This is a genomic window from Streptomyces sp. NPDC058231, from assembly GCF_042882275.1.
Taxonomy (GTDB): Bacteria; Actinomycetota; Actinomycetes; order Streptomycetales; family Streptomycetaceae; genus Streptomyces.
Genome location: NZ_JBHVWN010000076.1, coordinates 17,475 through 36,810 on the forward strand (window position 1 = coordinate 17,475; position 19,336 = coordinate 36,810).

Sequence of the window (19,336 nt, forward strand, 5' to 3'; positions counted from 1 at the left end):
CTTGTCGAACAGCCGCACAGCAAGCCAGTCACATCATGGGGGACAGATGCTCGCTTACCACGACGTCATGACTACCGATCTGAGTCGGCTGACTACAGCAGCCGACAAATGGGACGGTATGGCTGCGGAGATCAAGAAGGTGGAGAAACGGTACGAGGACAGCGTTCAGAGCATCACGCTCGGAGCCTCGTGGTCGGGCATGAGCGCGAACACCGCACACACCAATTTCGCGGCCACCCGTTACGAGTACGCGGCCGCCCAGACGCAGGCCAAGGCCATAGCCTCGCTGCTCCGCGACGCACACGACGACTTCGTACGGCTGAAAAAGAACCTGGAGTGCAAAAGGGCAGAGGCCGTCAAGGCCGGCATGCGGGTCTCCGAGACGGGTGTGGTCAGTTACGACTACGACAGGCTCACGGACGGGGAACGCTCCGCGCTGCACCACGACCCGGACTACATGAAGAGCGTCCGCACCGCGGTGTCCTCGTGGTCCGAGGCCATGGATACCTGTGTCAAGGCGTTGGACGACGCGGACCAGGGTGTGAAGCTCGCGCTCGACGCCGTGACCAGGGACGGTTACGGCGACAAGAACGACGAGACGCTGGGCGTCGGATTCAACGCACATGCGCAAGGTGACATCGAGAAGTACGAGGCGGAGAACACCGCGGAGATCGCCACCCGGATCAATCACGGCGAAAACGTCTCCGCGGCCGATATGGCCGAGTTCCAGCGTGCGGTGCGGGACAACTCCCACAACAAGGCATTCTCCCAGACGCTCCTCGCCGGGCTCGGGCCGGACGGCCTGATCCAGGTGACCAACAAGCTGAACGGCCGGGCTTACGGCTCCGACACGAAGCACAGGAGCCAGTACCTGGAGATCGAGAAGGGCCTCGCCAATTCCGTCGCCACAGCCACCCGAGTGCCCGGCAGCGTGAAGGACGCACCTCCTGGCTCGGACGCATTCAAGAAATGGGTGACCAGCGACAAGGGCACGTTCTACCGGAAGTGGATGAACGACCTCGACAGGACAGGCAGCAGGAACTACGGGCACGACGACAACCCGCTCTACGGATACCAGACCGTTGTCACCATGATGCAGCAGGCCGACACGGAGTTCGACGACCAGTTCCTCTACGAGATGGGCGACAAACTCATCGCGGCGGAGAAGGACAACGAGGGGATCTTCGAGGAGTGGGGCCCGGGCCACGACGGGATCGAGACGGACGCCATCGACGGCCTGATGGGCGTGATGAGCAAGAACCCCGGCGCCGCCACAGCGTTCTTCGACCCGAACGGAAACGGGATCGACGGAGGCGGTCAGGACAATCACGTCGCCAACGACCATCTGAAGTATCTGGTCGGCAGCGGTGACGGCTCCCGCGAGTGGCCTCGGCACACCATCACGGGCATGAGCATCACCACGATGGACGACCCGACGAACCGGATGGGGCTGGGCGCCGCGCTCGAAGCAGCCGCAACCGGTCACGTACCGCTCGGCACTGGTCAGGACCCCTGGCCCGGCGCCCAGCACGACGAGGCACAGGCACGCGTCATGAACGGCATCCTCGACCAGTTCGCACCGGGCGAGGGGCAGGGAACGGACGCGCCTGTCCCGGACAATCTGCGGCAGCCCGTCGCCAACGCTCTCGCCGAGTACACATCCGACACACACGAGATCATCAGCGAGACGTCGAGCGAGTACATCAGCAACCGGGCGGAAGGGTACTTCGCCGACGCCGACGGCCGAGGGCATCTGTCGACGACATCGAAGGACCTCATCCAGGTGATGCGCGGGCTCTCCGAGGACCCGGACGCCTATGCCACGCTGCACAAGGCCGAGGCACGTCATCTCAACGTCATCCTCAATGACATTCCGAACGGGCAGACCGATTTCGATCACAGCGGCCGCTGGGGGGACGCCGGTGCGGTCCTCGGCGCATACACGTCGATCCGGGAGGACGTGATCAACGACGGCCGAACGGCGGCGTACAGCGAGGCCGACTGGAAGGCCAAGGTCGCCTACCACGTGATCGGCGGAGCCGTCACGCCGCTCACCCTGCCCCTGGGCGGGAAGGCGCTCCCCATCGGAGACATGCTGCAGCGCGGGGTGGACACCTGGGCCTGGGAGTGGGGCAACGAAATGAAGGGGGAGGCAGACATGAAGGCCAACGCCGAGATCGCCGACCGGTATCTCCAGTCGACCCAGCAGGTCAGCGACACCGTCGACGGCTGGGCCACGGGGCGCAGTGACATCGACACCAGCACCGAGGCCGGCGAGGACAAGGTCAGGACGCTGAAGCGGCTCATCCACAACGGCGAGACATCGGGTGGCACGCTCGCCCACAAGTACCTCACCGACACAACCAACTGACCGTGCGACGACAGACCTCCCAGCGTTTCGATCGCTCGCTCACCGAAGGGGAACACCGCATGTCCGGACCGTCTGCCGATGCGCCGCGCAGCCGCCGCCTGCTGTACGGGGTCACGGCCTCGCTGATCATCGTAATTCTGGCCGGGGGGGCGTGGTTGCTGCTCGGCCGGGGACATACGACGGCCGGATGCGGCTCGCTCGTCAAGGATCCCCGCGTCAAGTCCGCGCTCGGTTCGCACTACTCGTCCGGCATGAACTGCTCGGAGCTGGGCGCGGCGGTGGCGGTCAGCACCACGGGCGGTGGTCCCGGGCCGCGCACCAGGGCTCAGGCCGACGGCATGAAACAGGTCCTGCTGGCCGTGAACGACAGCCTCGACGGGAATGGCCGGGCGGTCGCCGCGGATCTCCGGATACCGCTCGCCGAGGCTCTGGCCGGTTACGCGAACGACACCCAGGAAATCCTGGACGGGCTCAACTCGGAGTACAACAGCGCCGGCGGCCGGGACGACGCCGCGTGGCAGGACAAGGCGGGTTACCACTTCTCGGCGTATCGGGAGCAGCTCGTCGGCGTACTGCGGGCCGTCGCGGAGGACCCGGCGGCGTACGCGGTGCTGCGCAACGCTCAGACGGAGTGGGGGGCGGCGCAGCTCGCCTCGCTGTCCGCGGGGGCGAAGGGCGACGCCCTGTCGGTGGTGCCCGCGCCCAACGCGTCGGCGCTGGGAAGCTACGACGCGATCGCCGCCGATGTGGTGCGGCACAAGGGGGCGTCGTCCGGGGACCGCTGGACGGACGCGGTGTACGCCCGGCTACGCAGGCCGACGACGGCCGCCTCGGCGGTTGCCGGGTCCGCACTGTCCGACCGGATCGCCGGGAAATGGCGGGAGTCGCTGGCGTCGGTGCCGGCCGGGGAGCGGACGGACCGGCTGCGCAAGCAGGGGACGTTCATGTTCACCGCCTGGGCCGAGGCCGTCGGTATGGACCGCGAACGCGCGGAGCCCGTGGAGGTGATGTGCCGCCAGAGCAACGAGACCGCGTACTTCGAGCTGGCCCGGAGCCTGGGTGCGTCCTGAGCGCTCGGCGCGGGAGGTGTTCGTGCGGGCCGGGCGGTCCCCTACCACCGTGGTGCGGAGGCTGTCCAGACCGCACCTGTGGGGCGCGGGAGCGGGGATAGTCTGCACGCGGGCGACGAACACGCTCCGCCACGGAGAGGAAAGGCACCTGATGGGGACGGAAGCGGAGAAGGACGAGCTGTACGCACTCGACATCTCGGGGGTGGAGTGGCTGAGTGCCCCCGGTACGGAAGAGGCCGAGGAGCGCGTCGAGATCGCGCATCTGCCGGGCGGGGCCGTGGCGATGCGGTCCTCGCTGGATCCCGGGACGGTGCTGCGGTACACCGATGCCGAGTGGCGCGCCTTCGTACTGGGCGCGCGGGACGGCGAGTTCGACCTGACGTAGGGCTCCGCGCGGACGCGGGGAAGGGGCACGCCGGCCGTGGCGTGCCCCTTCCCCGTGTCCGCCCGAGGTCAGTACGCCTCGGTGAACGCGCGCGAGGACTTGAGGTCCGTCGCGCGGTACTGGCCCTTGCCGTTCTCGATGATCTTCGCGACCTGTTCCAGCCGGTCCTTCATGTCGTTGGCCCTGCCCCGGTACTTGTGCTGGAGGGCCATGTACTCCCGGTGGGCCTCACCGTCCCAGGTGTCGGTGACGACCTTCAGTGCGGTGTTCATCTCCTGCAGGTCCTTGACGATGTTCTGCGAGACCGTACGGATGCGGTTCGCCATCTCCTGGACGCTCTCGTACCTGACCTTGGTGTTCGGGTCGCTTCCGGTCATCTGTCTGCTCCTCGGTGCTCGGCGTGTGCGGAATGCGGGATGCGGCGCGGTTCGGGCGCCCCTTCAGACGCCGTTCAGCCCGGAGGTGTTGGCGGGCGCCGACTCGTGCTTGACGGCGCCGAAGGCCGCGCGGACCTCTTCGTCGTTGGCGTTGCTGAGGTTCTTGGTCTCGCCGACCGCGTTCAGGAGGACGTTGAGCATCCGGCGGATCTGGTCGTGGTCCTCATTGATCACGAGCTGTGCGGAAGTGAACCCCGAGGCCCCGACACCCGTCCATCCGGCGGCGGCCGTCTCAAGGATGTCGGCAAGCTCCCTGGACTGCCGACTGACCGCTCCGGCGGTCTCGATGATCTTGTTCTTCGCCTGGGTGATCGGATCGTCGGCGAGTGCGAAACCGCCTGTGGGGTTGGTCATCCGGAAGTCCTATCTCTCAGTTCCCGGTCCTGACCGCAGCGTGCGGCCAGGCTTCCTTCCAGCCCCGAGTGCTCCTGGCGCGGAGTCGGGGGAGAGTGCGCGAAGGGGGAAGGCGGCGCCGGTGTTCCCGCGCCCCGGACCGGATGCGACCACGTCTCGTTCCCCCCGTCACATTCGTGAAGTCGGCTCCTACCCTAGCCATTTCGCCCTCCCTCCCCCAACCGCGCTTCCGGAGAGGAGGGTTGCTTCGCGGTGGCGTGTGCGCACCGCTCAGCGCGCGTCGCGCCGCCGCCGGATGTCCCTGACGACGGTCGCCGTTCCGGCGACCACCGAGATCAGTACGGCCGCCAGGGCCAGTGCGTATGTCGCGTACCGCTCGCTGCGCTCCCGCGAGGTCTCGGACATCGAGAGCCGTGCCGCGTCGGGGGCCTGGGCCTTGGGCGGTCCCGCGTCCGGATGCGGAGCGTCCTGCGGGGTGTCGTCGCCGGACAGCGCGCGGACCGGGTCGACGACGCCCCAGCCCACGTAGTCGTCATGGCCGTTGACGGCGCGTTCGGCGGTCTGCTCGATCCGGGCGACGATCTGGGCCGCCGTCCACTTCGGGTACTTGGCGCGCATCAGGGCGGCGACCCCGGCCACGTACGGTGCGGAGAAGCTGGTGCCGTTGTCGCTGCACTGCCCGTAGCCCGGCACGGTGGAGACGATGTCGACGCCGGGTGCGGCGACGTCGACGAACGTGCCCGCCTGGGAGAACGCGGCGCGTTCGTTGTTACGGTCGGACGAGGCGACGGCGAGGACGCCGTCGAAGGCCGCCGGATAGGTGCTCCGCAGTCTGCCGTCCATGCCGTCGTTGCCCGCCGAGGCGACCACGACGATGTTCTTGTCCACCGCCCTGGCCACCGCCTTCCCCAGCGCCGACGTCCGGGTCAGTGGTTTCGTGGTGTCCTGGGAGATGTTGATGACCCCGGCGCCCTCGGCGATTGCGTGGTCGATCGCGGTGGCCATCGTGGTGTCCTTGCCGCTGTTCTTCTCGTCGTTCTGGCGGATCGGAATGATCGTGGCCTCGGGGGCCAGACCGACGAAACCGGTGCCCTTGACGGGGCGGGCCGCGATGATGCCGGCGACCTTGGTGCCGTGACCGACCTCGTCGACCGTGCCATCGCTCTTGCCGCCCTTGAGGTAGTCGGCGCCCGACGACGCGTCGACGGCGTCCTTGAGCTGCGGGTTGGCGTTGTCGACGCCGGTGTCGACGACCGCGACGCGGACGCCCTTGCCCCTGGTGTCCTGCCACAGTTCGTCGAGGAGGACGCGCTGCAGCGACCAGGGCCTGCCCGCGAACTGCTTCTTCATCGGGAAGGTGCATTCACCGCTGCCGTCCAGGACCGGCCGCCCGGAGCTCCGGGCGCCTTCGGCGGCGTACGCCGCGTGGGGCGCAGCGAGTGCGGCCAGCGCGGCGGTGGCCGCCGTCAGCAGGGCCGTCTTCCGGTACGACATTCGTTCCGCTCCCCCGATTCGCACGATCTCTGCCGCCGGTGCGCCGGTCACGAGCCCTGGGGCTGACGGGCGCTGTTGGTGTCGAGCCGGGGGCCCTTGGACAGGAAATCGGACCAGGCGAGCGGTACGAGAACGGGCGTCACCCGCTCGTAGCCGAGCCTTATCTGCGCCTGACTCGGTTCGGGGCGGCCGTCCGTCCCGCTCTGCCCGCCGTCGACGCCGATGTCGGAGCGTGCGGCATCGCTGTCGCCGTTCGCCTGGACCGCGTACCGCAGCCCGGTGTCCGTCACCAGAAAGAGTGACCCGTCGGGGTGGGTCTGCTCGCCCTGGACCTGGGTGTAGAGAAGTCCGCTGCCGGGGGTGACGTACGTACTCGTGCCGCCGGTCCCGACGGGGGCGGGGTACCCGGTGCCCGCCCAGGTGCCGAGGGTCGTCCGGCCCGTCGCGTCGACCTTGCGCAGCACGCTGCAGACGGTGTCCCGGCCGCCGCTGCCGCCGTCGGCGGAGTTGACCTGCTCGGTCCTCTTCGCGGGCCAGTGCGGGGCCTGGCCGGCGAAGGCCGTGCGGTCGGGGACGAAGTCCTGCAGACCCACGGCGCGCGCCTCGCTGTCCAGGTTCAGCTTCGCGGTCTGCGGGGAGTTGATCAGCAGCCAGGCGGTGAACGCGGAGACCGGCTGGATCCTGCCGTCGAGGACCGCGTACTGGCTGATTCCCTCGCCGGTCCTGGTCCGGAGGACCATGCCCACCCGGTTCTCGTCGGCGGAGAGCTGTCCGGCGACGTGGGCGGGTGCACCGACGGTGCCGGGGATCTGCGGGAAGACGATCGGGCTGCCGTCGTGCAGCGTGGCCAGCCAGTCGTCGGTGACGGCCTGCGGCAGGCGGCTGCCGACCAGCGCGCTGGTCAGGTGACCGTTGTCGGCCGCGGTCTCGTCGATGCGGTACTTGGTACCGCTCGCGTCGACGAGGTACCGGGCCCCCGTCTGGCCCTTGACGTAGAGCACCTGGCCGCCGCTGAGCCGATTCCGGCCCTCGGTCAGTTTGTTGTCGCGTTCGGCGAAGACGAAGGCGGCCTTCTGCACGGTGTTGCCCTTGCCGCCGGGCTGCGCGCAGACGGCCCACCGTTTGGCCGCGCCCGCGTCCTTCGCCTCGGGCAGCCGGTCGGGGGCGTACGGGATGCCCAGCACCGGCCCGCGCGGTGGTCTGCCCGCGTCGAGGATGTCGTCGGGGACCTGGATGACCTCGTACTCCTGCGGGGTGAGGAGCAGCCGGGCGGAGGCGAGGTTGAGTACGGGATGCAGCAGGGTCTTCTTCTTCCGGCCCTTGCCGGTGGTGAGCACCACGTAGCGGGTGGTCGACTCCTTGCCGACGATCACCTTGGCGAAGGGCTTGTCCCAGTCCTTGGGCGCCGTGGGCCTGAACATGCCGTAGGCGCCGAAGCCGGCCAGGATCAGCGCCCCGGCCACCATGCTCGGCAGGACGGCGCGCAGCGGGCGGGGGGCACCCTCCTCGCTGCCGGTGGGCGAGGGCTGCAGGAATGCCGCCACCGTGCGTTTCTTCGCAAAGGTGTACGCGTTGAGCTCATCCCGCCGCGATGCCATCAGTTCGTCTGTCTCCCGTGTCTCCCCGCGCGGCCCCAGGAGTTCACGTCCCCCGACCCCTGTGCCGGACCCCGGTTGCCGGACCTCGCTGCCGGACCGGCACCTACTATGCCTGCCGATGGCGGGCGGCCCCCGGGCGGGTAGGGTGATCCAGCCGCCGAAGCCCCCGGCGGGACACGGGCGATCGGGTCGAACAGGGGCCTCACGAACGGGGGATTGCCGGAATGATGGTTTCCGCGACGCGGACACGTCCGGCCGGGAACGCCCGGCCCCCCGGTTCTCCCCCGGCCGCCGCGACGGCCGCCTCGCACGGCCCGGCCGCGGACTCCCACGGTCCCGGCGGACGGACCGTCCCGCGGGCGAACGGGCGTCCCGGCCGGTTCAGTTCGTTTCGATTGCAACAACTCGTTCTGATCGAGGTCGCCGCCGCGCTGCTCTTCGCGGCATGGGTGATCGAACCCCTGCTGCTCGCACCCGCCGGTGTGATCGCCGCGCTGCTGGTGATGCTCGCCGTCGCGCGCCGGCACCGCCGTTCGCTGCCGGAGTGGCTGGCCACGGCCCTCGCACTGCGGGCGCGAACCCGCAGGGCCGCGTCGCTGGTACTGCCCGCGGGGACCGAGCCGGGGATCGCGCCCGCCGTGGAGTGCGACCCGGCGCTGCGTACGTACTCGTTCAGCGACCGTGACCGGCGGCCGGTCGGGATGGTCGGTGACGGGACGTTCGTCACCGCCGTCCTGCAGATCGAGTCGGACGCCACGGCGCTCCGGCCGGACCGGTCCGCGCGGCCGCTGCCCCTGACACTGGTACGGGATGCGCTCCGGGTCGACGGCATCAGCCTGGAGTCGGCGCAGATCGTGCAGCACACCCAGCCCGCACCTGCTCCGCACCTGCCCCAGCAGTCCATCGCGGCACGCAACTACGCACCGCTGCAGGACTGGACGGGATCGCCCGCGCTCCGGATCACCTGGATCGCGCTCAAGCTGGACCCGGAGCTGTGCCCCGAGGCCGTGCGGACGCGAGGCGGCGGTCTCGTGGGGGCGCAGAAGTGCGTGGTGCGCGCCGCCGATCAGCTGGCCAGCCGGCTGACCGGGGCAGGTTTCCGGGCGACGGTGCTGACCGAGGAGGAGTTGACGTCGGCGATCGCGACCTCGCTCTGCGCCAGCCCGACGGCGATGGCGCAGGCGGGCCGGACGGAGACACCGGCCCGGCGCACCAAGGAGACCTCCCGGACCTGGCGTTGCGACGACCGGCACCACACCACCTACTGGGTGGGCCGCTGGCCGCAGATCGGGAGCGGAGGCGCATCGATGCCGCAGCTCGTCGCACTGCTCACCTCGGTCCCGGCGCTCGCCACGACGTTCAGCCTGACGATGGCGCACACCGCGCGGCAGGAGATCTCGATCGCGGGACATCTCCGGATCACCGGGCGCAACGACGACGAACTCGTGACCGCCCGCCACGAGTTGGAGCGCACCGCGCGCGGCGTGAAGACCTCGCTGGTGCGGCTCGACCGTGAGCAGCTGCCCGGCATGCTCGCCACACTGCCGCTCGGAGGTACCCGCTGATGTCCGCACCCACCCGCGCCCGCGCCCGGCTGGGGTTCGGGCTGATCGGACCGCGTCGTGCCCGGCACACGGTCTCCGCCGACCAGTTGACGGCGCTCGCCCTGCCCGTCGGCGACGACGGCACGGTGATCGGCGTGGACGCGGAGGGGCGGCCCGCCGTGCTCGGCCTCAACCGTCCTACTCCGTACGACGTCACGCTGATCGGCGGGCTGTGGACGGCGCAGGTGCTGGCGCTGCGGGCGGCGGCGACCGGTGCCCGGATCGTGGTGGAGACCGGTCGCACCCACGCCTGGACGACTCTCGCGCAGGCGGCCGGGGGCGGGCAGCCGTGCATCTCGCTGCACGACGTGGGGCGGGTGCCGCCGCAGGGCGCATCGGCCGGCAGTCCGGTGGTCGTGGTGCGGGACTGCGGAATGCGTCCGCCGCGCGGGCGTGTGGTCTCCGGGCCCTGGCAGTCGGTGGTGACGCTGCTCCCGTATCTGAGTCCGGCGGCACCGCGGTTGATAGAGAAATCGTCCCTGGTGGGAATTCAGCGGGTATCTCCTGATGAAGCGGCACAGATCGGGCGCATCGCGCATCTGACGGCGGCCGAGACGCAGTCGCTGTCGACGCTGTCGGACGGCGTCACGCTCTGGTGCAAGGGGCGCGACCGGCAGTTCGTGATGACTCAGGCCACCGATGCCGAGTCCGGACTGCTCGGCGGCGCGCGCCGAATGGACTGATCTCACACCTGCGCGCGGAGCCGTGGACCGCTGCGCCGGGGAGCCGGCGTCCCGACGGAGGCGGCCGATGCGGCGTGCGCGAATTGTTCGAGTTTCCGTACAGAGATGTGCACGTTTGACCGCTTCACCCCGCATGCTCTGCCGTATTGGGTTCACTTGGTGGCAGTGAGTGATGTACGGGACAGCTCTTACGGTGCCCCACGGCCTGCCGGAGCAGGCCCTGTGGCGATTAGGGTGGGTCAGGGCGCGGCGGAAGAACCTGCGGGCAGGCAATGCGCGTCCCGAGGGGGAGAGCCGGGCGGTTCGGAATACGGGAACGGCCGCCCCCACCCACCACGGCACAAGGGTGCTCGACCACACCAGGAGGCAAAGTGAACGGCGATCGGGACGAAATCCGAGGGGGCTGGAACAGGCCCGTCGACGAGTCGTCCGACGCGGAGCCCGCCGAGATGACGGGTGAGTTCACCATCGACTACACCCCGCCCGCCTGGTACACGCAGAACGCGTCGGGGGACTCGTCGGGCGGCGCCGGATCGCACCTGGCGCCGCCTCCGCCACCGCACGGGGCGACGCCGGTGCCCCTGCCCGGACCGTCGGCCGGGGGCGGCTTCGACTCCGACTGGACTCCGGCGCCGCCGACGCCGCCTGTCGCCGCGACGCCGCCTGTCGTCTCCGCCGCGGCGGAGCCGGCGCCGGCCCCCGTGCCCCCGGAGGGCGCGGGGAGCGGTACGCCGGAGCCCTTCGGGGGCGGCGATGTGGAGAGCGGTGCGACCATGCGCTTCTCGCCGGCCGCGCTGAAGCGCGAGATCGCGGAACGGGAGGCGGCCGCACTGGCGGCCGCCGAGGGGGCCCGGGTCGGCTCCGGTTCCGAGGGCCCCGGTGGGACCGCGGACACCGAGGCCGGCTCCGGAGAGGATTCCGTGCCGACGGGCTCCGCAGAGCCCTCTGACGCGACGTCCGACAGCAGCGCCGACTCCGCCGGCGAGGCGGCCCAGAGCGAGAGCGACGGCTCCCGGCCCGCTGAGGAGCCCGCCGATTCCGCGCCCTCGCACGCGGCGCCGGCACCGGTCCCGGCGCCCCAGGACACTCCCCCGCCGGCCGCGCCCGGCCCCTGGACCCCGGCACCGCCCGCGCACGGCGCCCTGCCGCCGCTGCCGCCCGCCTTCCAGCCGGCCGCACCGCAGCCCAACGCGCCCCAGCCGGCGTCGCAGTGGTCCTCGGCGGCTCCGTCGGCCGACGCCGCTCCCGGAGGTTACGGATTCCCGAACGCCGCACAGGCGCACCCGGCTCCCCATCTCCCGCCGCCCGCCCCGCTTCCGGCACAGCAGGACGCCCCGGCGCCCCGGCAGGCCGCCCAGGCGGCGCTGCCGACGCAGGCCGTGCAGCAGCCCACTCCCCCGGCCGTACCGTCGCAGCCGCAGGCGGGCAGTTACGGATTCCCGCAGCCGCCCCAGGTCCAGCAGTCACCCCAGTGGCCCGCGCAGCAGGGCGCCCCGCTGCCTCCGCAGGCCGGGAGCGGATACGGGTTCCCGCAGGCTCCGCACGCGCAGGGCGGATACGGATTCCCACAGCCGCCCCAGGCGCAGCAGGTACCCCAGCAGCCGGGCCCCGGTACGCCCAACCTGCCCGCACAGATCCCCGCGCAGCCGCCCGTCCAGCACCAGCCGCAGCCCCAACCCCAGCCCCACCCCCAGCAGCCTCCGCAGGGACCGCCCGTCGACCCGCGCACCGGATCGGCCTGGCCCACGCCGGTCACCCACGACCAGCGTGAACGCTCGGTGCCGGGCGCCCCGCTCGGGTACACGGCAGCCGTGGAACTCTCCTCCGACCGCCTGGTCCGGGGCAAGCAGAAGGCCAAGAGCAGCCGGACCCCGTCCGCCGCGTCCCGCTTCAAGCTGGGCAGCAAGAAGGAGGAGGTCGAGCGGCAGCGCAAGCTCGACCTGATCCGTACGCCGGTGCTGTCCTGCTACCGGATCGCGGTCATCAGCCTCAAGGGCGGTGTCGGCAAGACCACGACGACCACAGCGCTCGGTGCGACCCTCGCCACCGAGCGGCAGGACAAGATCCTCGCCATCGACGCCAACCCGGACGCCGGCACGCTCGGCCGCCGGGTGCGCCGCGAGACCGGGGCCACCATCCGGGACCTGGTCCAGCGGATCCCGTACCTCAACTCGTACATGGACATCCGCCGCTTCACCTCGCAGGCGCCCTCCGGCCTGGAGATCATCGCCAATGACGTGGACCCGGCGGTCTCGACGACCTTCAACGACGAGGACTACCGGCGCGCGATCGAGGTCCTCGGCAGGCAGTACCCGATCATCCTCACCGACTCGGGCACCGGTCTCCTCTACAGCGCGATGCGCGGAGTGCTGGACCTCGCCGACCAGTTGATCATCATTTCGACACCGTCGGTCGACGGCGCGTCCAGCGCCTCCACCACACTGGACTGGCTCTCGGCGCACGGGTACGCGGATCTGGTGCAGCGCTCCATCACCGTCATCTCCGGGGTCCGCGAGACCGGAAAGATGATCAAGGTCGATGACATCGTGCAGCACTTCGAGACGCGCTGCCGGGGCGTGGTCGTCGTACCGTTCGACGAACACCTGTCGGCCGGCGCCGAGGTCGATCTCGACATGATGCGTCCGAAGACCCGCGAGGCGTACTTCAACCTCTCCGCGATGGTGGCCGAGGACTTCGCGCGTGCCCAGCAGCAGCAGGGGCTGTGGACCTCGGACGGCAACAACCCGCCGCCGCAGTACGCCCCGCCGATGTCCGGTCAGCAGCAGTACCCTCCGCAGCAGCCGGGGCAGCCCTACCCGCAGCAGCAGCCGTACCCGCCCCAGCAGGGCGGCCAGCCGTACCCGCCCCAGCAGCCGTACGGGGGCCACCAGCCCCAGCAGCCGTATCCGCCGCAGCCCGGCCCGGGTGTGCAGCAGAACGGCTGGCAGCAGTCGCTGCCGTCCCAGGCGCAGTCCCCGGCCAACCCGGCCGGCCCGCCCGACCACCCCGAACTGCAGGGTCCCGTACCGCCGTCGGGCTGGCAGCAGTACCCTCCGCAGCCGCCGCCAGCGCCTCAGCAGTAAGGCGTCAGAGGTCTAAGCCAATGAGGGCCCGCACCGTCTCCACGGTGCGGGCCCTTCGCGTATTCCTGCAGCCCACACGCCGTTTGGCACACCGTTGACGCGGCTCGACCCCCGCTGATAGACCTTCGCATCACCAGCTGGCGAACCAGAGATCAACCCGCCTTCTCCGTGCGAGTCATGACGCGAGGTCCCCGTCCATGGTCACAAGAGTTCCACCACCCTCCGCTCAGCCACGCTCCCGTCTGCGTACCCTCCTGGCCTCCGGTGCCGCGGCCCTCGCGCTGGCGGCAGGGTCGATCGTCCCCGGGGTACCGCTCGGAGCAGCCCCGCAGCAGGCGCAGGCCGCCGACAGCGGCAAGACGACATTGACCGTCGCGGTCGCGCAGAGCGTCGACTCGCTGAGCCCGTTCCTGGCTCAGCGGCTCATGAGCACCAGCGTCCACCGGCTGATGTACGACTTCCTCACCAACTACGACGCCAAGGACAACCACACGATCCCGGGCCTCGCCACCAAGTGGGAGCCGTCCGCGGACAAGTTGACCTGGACGTACACCATTCGGTCCAACTCCAAGTGGTCGGACGGGCAGCAGGCCACGGCCGAGGACGCGGCGTGGACCTTCAACAAGATGATGACCGACGAGGGCGCCGCCACGGCCAACGGGAGCTTCGTCGCCAACTTCAAGAAGGTGACGGCGCCCAGCCCGGACAAGCTCGTCATCGAGCTGAAGGAACCTCAGGCCACCATGGCCGCGCTCGATGTGCCGATCGTTCCCAAGCACGTCTGGGAGAAGGTCGGGGACTTCTCGAAGTTCAACAACGACACGAAGTTCCCCATCGTGGGCAACGGGCCGTTCATCCTGACCGACTACAAGGTCGACCAGTACGTGAAGCTCAAGGCCAACAAGAACTTCTGGCGCGGTGCGCCCAAGTTCGACGAGCTGGTCTTCAAGACGTACAAGGACCAGGACGCCGCGGTCGCCGCACTCCGCAAGGGTGAGGTGTCGTTCGTCGCCGGCGCTCCGGCGCTGACGCCCGCTCAGGCCGCGTCCCTCAAGGGCGACAAGAACATCAAGGTCAACGAGGGTCCGGGCCGCCGATTCTTCGCGCTGGCCACCAACCCGGGCGCGCAGACCAAGGACGGCAAGAAGTTCGGCAACGGCAACAAGGCGCTGCTCGACCAGAAGGTCCGTCAGGCGCTCTTCCTGTCGGTCGACCGCCAGACCCTCATCGACAAGGTCTTCCAGGGGCACGCCGTCGAGGGCCAGGGCTACATCCCGCCGCGCTACGGCGACTACTTCTGGCAGCCGTCCGACAGTCAGAAGCTGTCGTACGACCCCGACCGGGCGGGCAAGCTCCTCGACCAGGCGGGCTACAAGCTCAAGGGTGACCAGCGTGTCGGCAAGGACGGCAAGCCGCTCGATCTGCGCATCCTGTGTCATGCGACGGACCCGAACGACAAGGCGATCGGCAAGTACCTCAAGGAGTGGTGGGGCAAGCTCGGCATCGGGCTGAAGGTGGACTGCCTCGACGACGTCTCCGTGCCCTGGTACGCCGGTGAGTACGACCTCGCGTTCGACGGATGGTCCGTCAACCCGGACCCGGACTTCGTCCTCGGCATCCACACCTGCTCGGCCCTGCCCACCAAGGCCAAGGAGAGCTCCGCCACGGACAACTTCATCTGCGACAAGACGTACGACGAGCTGTACAAGAAGCAGCTCGCCGAGTACGACCCGGCCAAGCGGGCGGACCTCGTCAAGCAGATGGAGTCCTGGCTGTACGACTCCGGGTACATGAACATCATCGCGTACCCGAACGCGGTCGAGGCCTACCGCACCGACCAGATCAAGTCCATCACCACCATGCCCGAGTCGGCCGGCAACATCTACGGCCAGGACGGGTACTGGAGCTGGTGGTCGGCCGTTCCGGCGTCCGGCGGCCAGAACGGTTCGAGCAGTGACAGCGGCGGCAACTCCACCGGTGTCGTCATCGGCATCGTCGTCGCCGTGGTGGTACTCGCCGGCGGCGGGTTCCTCATCACGAGGCGCCGCCGCACCACGGCGGAGGACCGCGAATAACGACGCGGACGGGATGTGAGGGACCGGCCGGGGCCGCGACACCGGCCCCGGCCGGTCCCTCCAAGTGCAGCACGAGTAACGAGAGTTCTTCCATGACAGCTGACAGCACTCCGGCGCTCGTGCAGAACGCGGGCGTGGACACCGACGGCCTGGCTCCGGCCGGGCCGTCGGCCGCCCGCGTCCCACGGGCGCGCAACATCAAGGTCTATCTCCAGTACGTGGCAGCCAAGATCGCGGGAGCGGTCGTCTCGCTCTTCGCCGTACTGGTCACCAGCTTCTTCCTCTTCCGGCTCATTCCCAACGACCCCGTGAAGCAGATGACCGGCGGCCGTCCGGTCTCCGCCGAGCAGCTCGCTTCACTCAGACACCAGTTCGGACTCGACCAGCCGCTCTGGAAGCAGTTCACCACCTACGTGGGCGACGCGCTGACCGGGGACTTCGGTACCTCGTTCCAGTTCCACGCCCCCGTCATCGACAAGATCACCGAGGCGCTCCCGGCGACGCTGCTGCTCACCGGCACGGCCTACGTCCTCTACACGGCGCTCGGCATCTGGCTGGGCACCCGTACCGCCTGGCGCAACGGCTCCGGCAGCGACCGCTTCAACACCGCGTTCGCGCTCACGCTCTACTCGGTGCCGTCGTTCTGGCTCGGCCTGCTCCTCATCATCGTCTTCTCGGTGGGTATCGGCCCGATCCCCGGCATGTTCCCCACCGGAGGCATGGAGTCGGGCGGGGTGACCGGCTTCGCGTACCTCACCGACGTGGCCCACCATCTGGTGCTTCCGGTGATCACACTGGTCGCCGTCGGCTACGCGCAGACGCTCCTGGTGATGCGTTCCTCGCTCCTCGACGAGATGGGCAGCGACTACCTGACGACCGCCCGCGCGAAGGGCCTGCGGGACGATGTCGTACGGCGCAAGCACGCCGTCCCGAACGCGATGCTCCCGACGTTCACACTGATGTTCGTGAACCTGGGGCATGTGGTGGCGGGGCAGATCCTGGTCGAGACGGTGTTCTCCTGGCCCGGTCTGGGCGGCCTCTTCTACCAGGGGCTGAGCGTGCCGGACCTCCCGCTGGTCCAGGGCTTGTTCTTCGTCTTCGCGACCGCGGTGATCCTGGCCAACACCCTGGCCGACGTGCTGTATCCGCTGCTCGATCCCCGGGTGGGCCGATGACGACCGATTCCATGTCCGTACAGAACGACGCGGCCGCCGCCAAGAGCCCGCGCGCGCTGGCCCGCGCCCGCAAACGCCGGTCGCTGGCCCGGTTCTGGCAGCAGTACCGCACCCATCGCGGTGGCCTGTGGGGGCTGGCCGGGCTGATTCTGATCGCGTTGGTGGCGGTCTTCGCACCCACCCTGGTCGGCGCCGGCTCGCAGAGCGTCACGGCCGCGCCGGGCGGCGCCCTCGAAGCACCCAGCGCAGAGTTCCCGCTCGGCACGGACCAGTTCGGGCGGAGCGTCCTCGCTCTCCTGGTGTGGGGCGCCCGGGTCTCGCTCACCGTGGGGCTCCTCGCCGCCTTCCTGTGCGTGGCGATCGGCACGGTCGTCGGGATCGTCGCCGGCCACTTCCGCGGCTGGTACTCGACGGTGCTGATGCGTGTCACCGACTGGTTCCTGGTGATGCCGACCCTCGTCCTCGCGATCGCGCTCGCCACCGTGATGGACCGCTCCATCTGGACGGTCGTCATCGCGATCGGCGTCACGACCTGGCCGACCACGGCCCGCCTCGTCCGCGCCCAGACACTCGCCGTGGAGTCCCGCCCCTACATCGAGCGCGCCCGCGCCCTCGGCGGCGGCCACGGGCACATCATGGCTCGCCACGTCCTGCCGAACGTGATGCCGCTGGTGCTCGCGCAGACCACCCTCGTCATCTCGGGCGCGATCCTCACCGAAGCCACCCTCGCCTTCCTCGGCCTCGGCGACCCGACCATCACGTCCTGGGGCGGCATGCTCCAGGACGCGCGGGAGGCGGGCGCGGTGAGCGCGGGTGACTGGTGGTACCTGGCACCGCCCGGCATCGCCATCGCCCTGGTGTCGCTGTCGTTCACCCTGTGCGGCCGCGCGATCGAGTCCGTCCTCAACCCCAGGCTGGGGGTGGCCCGTTGAACACTCCCCACACATCGAGCACACCGACCACCGAGAAGGCGCCGCTGCTGGAGGTACGCGACCTCTCGGTGACATACGCCGGCGGGGCCCGGGCGGTCCGCGGGGTGGACCTCACCGTCGGGGCGGGCCAGAAGCTCGGCATCGCCGGTGAGTCCGGCTGCGGGAAGTCCACGCTGGCGCTGGCGCTGCTGCGGCTGCTGCCCGCCGGGACCGAGGTCTCCGGCCGCATCCTGCTGAACGGCGAGGACGTCCTCGCCATGAAGTGGGGCCAGGTCAGGGCGGTGCGCTGGGCGGGCGCCTCGATCGTGTTCCAGGGCGCGATGCACTCGCTCAACGCAGTGCACCGCATCGGGGACCAGATCGCCGAGCCGATCCTGCTGCACAAGAAGGCGACCCCGGCCGGGGCGAAGAAGCGGGTGGGTGAGCTCCTGGAGCACGTGGGGCTGCCGGCCGCGCGCGCCCATGCCTATCCGCACGAGCTCTCCGGCGGGCAGCGGCAGCGCGTGATGATCGCGATGGCGCTCGCCTGCGATCCCGGCCTGATCATCGCGGACGAGCCGACGACGGCCCTCGACGTGATGATCCAGGCGCAGATCCTGCGCCTCATCGAGCAGCTGGTCTCCGAACAGGACCTGGGCCTGGTCATGATCAGTCATGACCTGGCGGTGCTCTCCGACACCTGCGACCGGCTCGCGGTGATGTACGCGGGACGGGTCGTGGAGGAGGGCCCCGCGTCCGAGGTCTACGAGGACGCGCACCACCCGTACAGCAAGGCGCTGTCGGGCGCGTTCCCGCGCATCGGGGACCGCGCCTCCCGGTTCGCACCCCGCGGACTGCCCGGCGACCCTCCCGACCCGTCGGCGCTGCCTGCCGGCTGCACGTTCCATCCGCGCTGTCCGGTGGCGCTGGAGTCCTGCACCACGCAGGACCAGGAGCTCTACGAGGTGGGCACGGCGCGGCGGGCGGCCTGTGTGCTGGTGGCGCCCGCGGCCGCTGCGGCCGGGCAGGGCGCCGAGGAAGCGAGGAGCACATCATGACCACCCCCACTCCGCTGCTCAGCGCGGAGGAACTGAAGGTCACCTTCCCCGGCCGTCGCGGAGCCGCCGCGGCGCGCGCGGTGGACGGCGTCGACCTGGACATCCGGCCGGGCGAGATCGTCGCACTGGTCGGCGAGTCCGGGTGCGGCAAGACGACCCTGGCCCGTTCCCTGCTGGGGCTGGTACCGCCGACGTCCGGCCGGGTCAGCTTCGACGGCAGCGCGCTCGGCTACTCCGGCCGCGCCCTCAAGGCGTACCGCAAGCGCGTCCAGCTGGTCCTCCAGGACCCCAGCGGCTCCCTCAACCCGCGGCACACGGTGTACGACGCGGTGGCGGAGGGGCTGCGGATCCACGGGTACGGCGGTGACGAGCGGGAAGCGGTGTCCCAGGCGCTGTCGCGGGCGGGTCTGCGGCCCCCCGAGCGGTTCTTCCTGCGCTATCCGCACGAGCTGTCGGGCGGTCAGCGGCAGCGGGTGGTGATCGCGGGCGCCCTGGTCCTGGAACCGGAGCTCATCGTGGCCGACGAACCGGTGGCCTCGCTGGACGCGTCGGTGCGCGGAGAGATCCTCGCCCTGCTGCTGCGGCTGCGGGACGAACTGGGGCTTTCCGCACTGGTGGTCACGCATGACCTGGGGCTGGCGTGGAACATCGCCGACCGGGTCGCGGTGATGTACCTCGGCCGGATCGTCGAGACGGGCGAGGTGGAGCGCATCCTCACGGCTCCGCAGCACCCGTACACGCAGGCGCTGCTGTCGGTCCTGCCGGAGGCACAGGGTGATCCGGTGATCCTCACGGGTGAGCCGCCGGACCCCTCGAAGGTGCCGTCCGGCTGCCGGTTCCATGCCCGCTGCCAGATCCTCGCCTCGGGCGAGGCCGAGCGGGCAGGCGTGGCGGACGCCTGCCGCACGAAGGACCTTCCGGTGCTCGCCGGTGGCGGGGAGACACAGGTCGCGTGCCACTGGGCCGACGCGACGGCGGGCGTGCGGCCGTAGGGCGGCCCGTGCCCCTGTACGGCTCCGGCCCGGGACCGCGGACAGC

At 70.2% G+C, this 19,336-nt stretch carries 15 protein-coding genes; 11 read left to right on the forward strand and 4 right to left on the reverse strand.

The genetic code is table 11. From position 1 onward, the window contains the following. Positions 1–67: 67 nt before the first annotated feature. The 3 genes from ACFVXE_RS32690 to ACFVXE_RS32700 all read left to right on the forward strand — a co-directional run bounded on the left by ACFVXE_RS32690 (position 68) and on the right by ACFVXE_RS32700 (position 3,826). The gene (locus ACFVXE_RS32690) at positions 68–2,371 is read left to right on the forward strand and encodes a hypothetical protein (protein WP_389676677.1); all 2,304 of its coding nucleotides are present in this window, start codon (positions 68–70) and stop codon (positions 2,369–2,371) included. Between the two features lie 59 nt (positions 2,372–2,430). Then, positions 2,431–3,441 carry a hypothetical protein gene (locus tag ACFVXE_RS32695; RefSeq protein WP_389676679.1) on the forward strand — a complete coding sequence of 337 codons (1,011 nt, stop codon included), beginning with the start codon at positions 2,431–2,433 and terminating at the stop codon, positions 3,439–3,441. Positions 3,442–3,592: 151 nt separating this feature from the next. Beyond that, positions 3,593–3,826, forward strand: coding sequence for a DUF397 domain-containing protein (locus tag ACFVXE_RS32700; protein ID WP_389676681.1), 234 nt, complete (start codon positions 3,593–3,595; stop codon positions 3,824–3,826). 68 nt (positions 3,827–3,894) lie between these two features. On the opposite strand, the gene ACFVXE_RS32705 is transcribed toward ACFVXE_RS32700, so the two are convergent. The 4 genes from ACFVXE_RS32705 to eccB form a co-directional block, all read right to left on the reverse strand. Then, the gene (locus ACFVXE_RS32705; RefSeq protein WP_389676682.1) at positions 3,895–4,203 is read right to left on the reverse strand and encodes a WXG100 family type VII secretion target; all 309 of its coding nucleotides are present in this window, start codon (positions 4,201–4,203) and stop codon (positions 3,895–3,897) included. Positions 4,204–4,266: 63 nt separating this feature from the next. Beyond that, the gene (locus tag ACFVXE_RS32710) at positions 4,267–4,617 is read right to left on the reverse strand and encodes a hypothetical protein (protein WP_389676684.1); all 351 of its coding nucleotides are present in this window, start codon (positions 4,615–4,617) and stop codon (positions 4,267–4,269) included. Between the two features lie 270 nt (positions 4,618–4,887). Further along, positions 4,888–6,111, reverse strand: coding sequence for a type VII secretion-associated serine protease mycosin (mycP, locus tag ACFVXE_RS32715; protein ID WP_389676686.1), 1,224 nt, complete (start codon positions 6,109–6,111; stop codon positions 4,888–4,890). 47 nt (positions 6,112–6,158) lie between these two features. Then, positions 6,159–7,709 (reverse strand): type VII secretion protein EccB, encoded by a 1,551-nt coding sequence (eccB, locus tag ACFVXE_RS32720; protein ID WP_389676688.1) that lies wholly within the window; start codon positions 7,707–7,709, stop codon positions 6,159–6,161. A 227-nt stretch (positions 7,710–7,936) separates the two neighbouring features. Here eccB and eccE point away from each other — a divergent pair, with 227 nt between their 5' ends. The 8 genes from eccE to ACFVXE_RS32760 all read left to right on the forward strand — a co-directional run bounded on the left by eccE (position 7,937) and on the right by ACFVXE_RS32760 (position 19,290). Next, the gene (gene eccE, locus ACFVXE_RS32725; protein ID WP_389676699.1) at positions 7,937–9,274 is read left to right on the forward strand and encodes a type VII secretion protein EccE; all 1,338 of its coding nucleotides are present in this window, start codon (positions 7,937–7,939) and stop codon (positions 9,272–9,274) included. Next, the gene (locus tag ACFVXE_RS32730) at positions 9,274–9,996 is read left to right on the forward strand and encodes a hypothetical protein (protein WP_389676689.1); all 723 of its coding nucleotides are present in this window, start codon (positions 9,274–9,276) and stop codon (positions 9,994–9,996) included. The genes eccE and ACFVXE_RS32730 overlap by 1 nt, the downstream gene beginning before the upstream one ends. A 371-nt stretch (positions 9,997–10,367) precedes the next feature. Then, complete coding sequence (locus ACFVXE_RS32735; protein ID WP_389676691.1) at positions 10,368–13,079, forward strand: SCO5717 family growth-regulating ATPase; 2,712 nt, start codon at positions 10,368–10,370, stop codon at positions 13,077–13,079. Positions 13,080–13,276: 197 nt separating this feature from the next. After that, positions 13,277–15,154: an ABC transporter substrate-binding protein gene (locus tag ACFVXE_RS32740; RefSeq protein ID WP_389676693.1), complete on the forward strand. Its 1,878-nt coding sequence runs from the start codon at positions 13,277–13,279 to the stop codon at positions 15,152–15,154. Positions 15,155–15,246: 92 nt separating this feature from the next. Then, on the forward strand, positions 15,247–16,329 hold the full coding sequence (locus ACFVXE_RS32745; RefSeq protein WP_389676694.1) for an ABC transporter permease: 1,083 nt from the start codon (positions 15,247–15,249) through the stop codon (positions 16,327–16,329). A gap of 11 nt (positions 16,330–16,340) precedes the next feature. Continuing rightward, positions 16,341–17,261, forward strand: a complete 921-nt coding sequence (locus tag ACFVXE_RS32750; protein ID WP_389676700.1) for an ABC transporter permease — start codon at positions 16,341–16,343, stop codon at positions 17,259–17,261. After that, entirely contained in the window at positions 17,258–18,298 is a 1,041-nt protein-coding gene (locus tag ACFVXE_RS32755; protein WP_389676696.1) for an ABC transporter ATP-binding protein, read from the forward strand. The genes ACFVXE_RS32750 and ACFVXE_RS32755 overlap by 4 nt, the downstream gene beginning before the upstream one ends. Then, the gene (locus ACFVXE_RS32760; RefSeq protein ID WP_389676697.1) at positions 18,295–19,290 is read left to right on the forward strand and encodes an oligopeptide/dipeptide ABC transporter ATP-binding protein; all 996 of its coding nucleotides are present in this window, start codon (positions 18,295–18,297) and stop codon (positions 19,288–19,290) included. Before ACFVXE_RS32755 ends, ACFVXE_RS32760 begins: the two co-directional genes overlap by 4 nt. Positions 19,291–19,336: the final 46 nt, after the last annotated feature.